Below are 2528 nucleotides of genomic sequence, written 5' to 3'. Positions count from 1 at the left end.
AAAAGGAAAAACAGAGTTCAACCTTGACGGAGCAACTTTGCTTTTAGACATGAAAGATATTATTGGCATAAAATTAAATTCTGAAATAAATGAGACTTTAGGTGGCTGGATAACAGAAAAATTAAACAGACTGCCTGTTGTAGGCGATTCTGTATCCTTTGAAGGCTGGAACTTTACTGTGGAAGCCGTTTTTCAACGAAGAATTACAGAAATTCACTTAAATAAACTTTCTAGCAGGGAGGAGGTTCAGTGAATTACACGAAAACAGCTTTTATTTTAATCGCCTTGATTTTAATTATCCGCTGCATTGCATTTTTTAGCGGCTCGGAAACAGCTTTTCTTTCTATTTCAAAGATTAAAATGAAACGCCTTGTTCAAGAAAAAAGGCGAAATGCGAAAATTGCTGCAGAACTAAAAAATAATATTGATGAGCTTTTAACAATAGTCCTTGTCGGAACAAATTTTATGAATTCCCTTGCAAGCGCATTGGCAACTGCTCTTGCAGTGCAAATTGTAGGAAACAGCGGCGTAGGTGTGGCAACATTATTGATTACGTTCTTTGCAACAACTTTTGGGCAAATAGTTCCAAAAACCACTGCTGGAATCTACACGGACGACACGGTTTGCCACAATGCGCTCCCTCTTTTGATTTTGAAAAAAATATTTTTTCCTATCGTAAAGCTGTTTTCGGCGCTTTCAAAAGGAGCTTCAAATTTTGCGTGCCGCTTTTGGAAAACTAGCAACGAGCTTGTTACGGAAGAAGAATTAAAAACTTTAATAGAACTTGGTGCCACAGAAGGGACTTTAGAAGATTCTGAAAAAACAATGCTCAATAAAATTTTTGAATTCAGCGATTTAAATGTTCACGATATAATGAAACATCGCTCAATGATAAGAGCAGTTCCTGTTCAAGCAACAAAAAATCAAGTCATAGATATGTTTATTCAGTCGGGTTTAAGTACTCTGCCCGTTTACGAAAAGACAAAAGAGTCGATTGTGGGAATAATTCACTACAAATCAGTCTTGTTAGGTTCTAGCGAAAATTCTCGCATTTCTGAAAAATCTAGTTTTTTTGATGAAGGATATGCCGGCCGCATTATGAAAGGAGTTCTTTTTGTTCCAGAAACTTTTTCAGCGTTGGAACTTCTTTACAGATTTAGAAAGGAACGAACTGATTTTGCGGTTGCTTTAAACGAGCAAGGCTGTACTGCGGGAATTGTTACAATGGATGACATAATGCGCGTTGTTTTTGGACGCATGACAGATGAAGATATTGAGCACATCCCTGCTGAGTCTAGAATTAAGTTTATAAGTTCCAATGAGTTTATTGTTCCTGGCGACATGAAACTTACAGATTTGAATTCGATTTTAAAATTAAATCTCGAAAGCGAGGATGCCGTAACCTTAGGCGGCTGGCTTCTTGAAAAACTAGGCGAACTGCCTTCAACTGGAGAAGTCTTTGTTTGGAATGGAATTTTGTTTGTTATAGAAGACCAGGCCTCGAGGCGAATTCAAAGCGTAAAGATAAAACTAAATCCTCAAAAGTAAAGCGATTTTTTCAAGTTCTGAAAAGTCGCACAAATCGTTTTTTTACATTCATAAAAACTCGAAACTTGGGCTGAATAATTTAAAACATTTTTCAATCTATTAAAAGTTTGTACATTGAAAATTTTTGTTCAAGTTAATCATTTTCTTCTTTTAGCCTGTTTACTTCTTCCAAAGAAAGCCCTGTGCATTCAGAGATGGTGTTCAAGTCAATGCATTTTTTAATCATCTTTTTTGCGGTTTCAACAGCTTTGTTCAAAGCACCTTCCTTCAAGCCTTGAGCTTTGCCTTCGGTCCTACCAATTTCGCGGGCTTCCTCTTTCCATTCAGTGACTTGGTCTTCCCATAGCATATACTCGGCCCTCCATTTTTGGTGATACTTGCATGTGTCGACGGCTTCTTGAATCTTGCGCGTCAACAAATCTGTCGCCGCCCTTTCTTTTACGAACTTCAAGAACGCCCTGACTTTCGGCTCTTTTGCCTTTTCAAAGCCACTTGCATTATAAATCACTTTATGGATTCTGTCATTCAGAATTCTTTCTCCGTCGACTTCCTTTGTCGCAAAGTTGTAAACCGCCTTTCCGTCGCCAAAAGGGTCATTCAAGCAGATAAAAACGACGTAAGATTCCTTCAGGTTTCTGTAGCGTTCGCCGCGATTCAGATGCTCGATGTCGATTATGCTCTGATAATAGCGCATCCGAAGGCCTTCGTCCATCTGGACAACGCTTTGCATTTCTATGTCAATCACTTTGCCGGAATCTTCAAGGTATGCGTCAAGACGGATGCCTTTGCCTGCATAAAGCTCGCCGATTGAATATTGCGACGACAAAAAATCCACCTTTTTTATTTTAATGCCAAGCAGATTTTCAACAACTCCCTTTGCAATTTCCTCGTCGCGCATAATTTTGCTGAACAAAAAATCGTCCGTGAAGAAAAGCTCTTCGTAAGGCTTTGGCGTGTATTTCATATTTTTCCCTGCTTTT

The 2528-nt window shown here is 38.6% G+C and carries 3 protein-coding genes; 2 read left to right on the top strand and 1 reads right to left on the bottom strand.

The window, feature by feature from the left end; genetic code table 11:
* The coding region (locus B4C08_RS08080) for a transporter associated domain-containing protein (protein ID WP_296664318.1) at positions 1-253 on the top strand (253 nt) is incomplete at its 5' end.
* Positions 250-1548: a hemolysin family protein gene (locus B4C08_RS08075; protein WP_296664317.1), complete on the top strand. Its 1299-nt coding sequence runs from the start codon at positions 250-252 to the stop codon at positions 1546-1548. The genes B4C08_RS08080 and B4C08_RS08075, both read left to right, overlap by 4 nt.
* Before the next feature lie 133 nt (positions 1549-1681).
* Here the strand turns inward: B4C08_RS08075 and B4C08_RS08070 are convergent.
* A partial coding sequence (locus B4C08_RS08070; RefSeq protein ID WP_296664316.1) for an Rpn family recombination-promoting nuclease/putative transposase occupies positions 1682-2528 on the bottom strand: 847 nt, incomplete at its 5' end.

Origin of the sequence: Treponema sp. UBA753, from assembly GCF_002297325.1 — a bacterium.
Lineage (GTDB): Bacteria > Spirochaetota > Spirochaetia > Treponematales > Treponemataceae > Treponema_D.
Note: the sequence above shows the minus strand (reverse complement) of the source record. Positions and strands in the feature narration are given on the sequence as shown.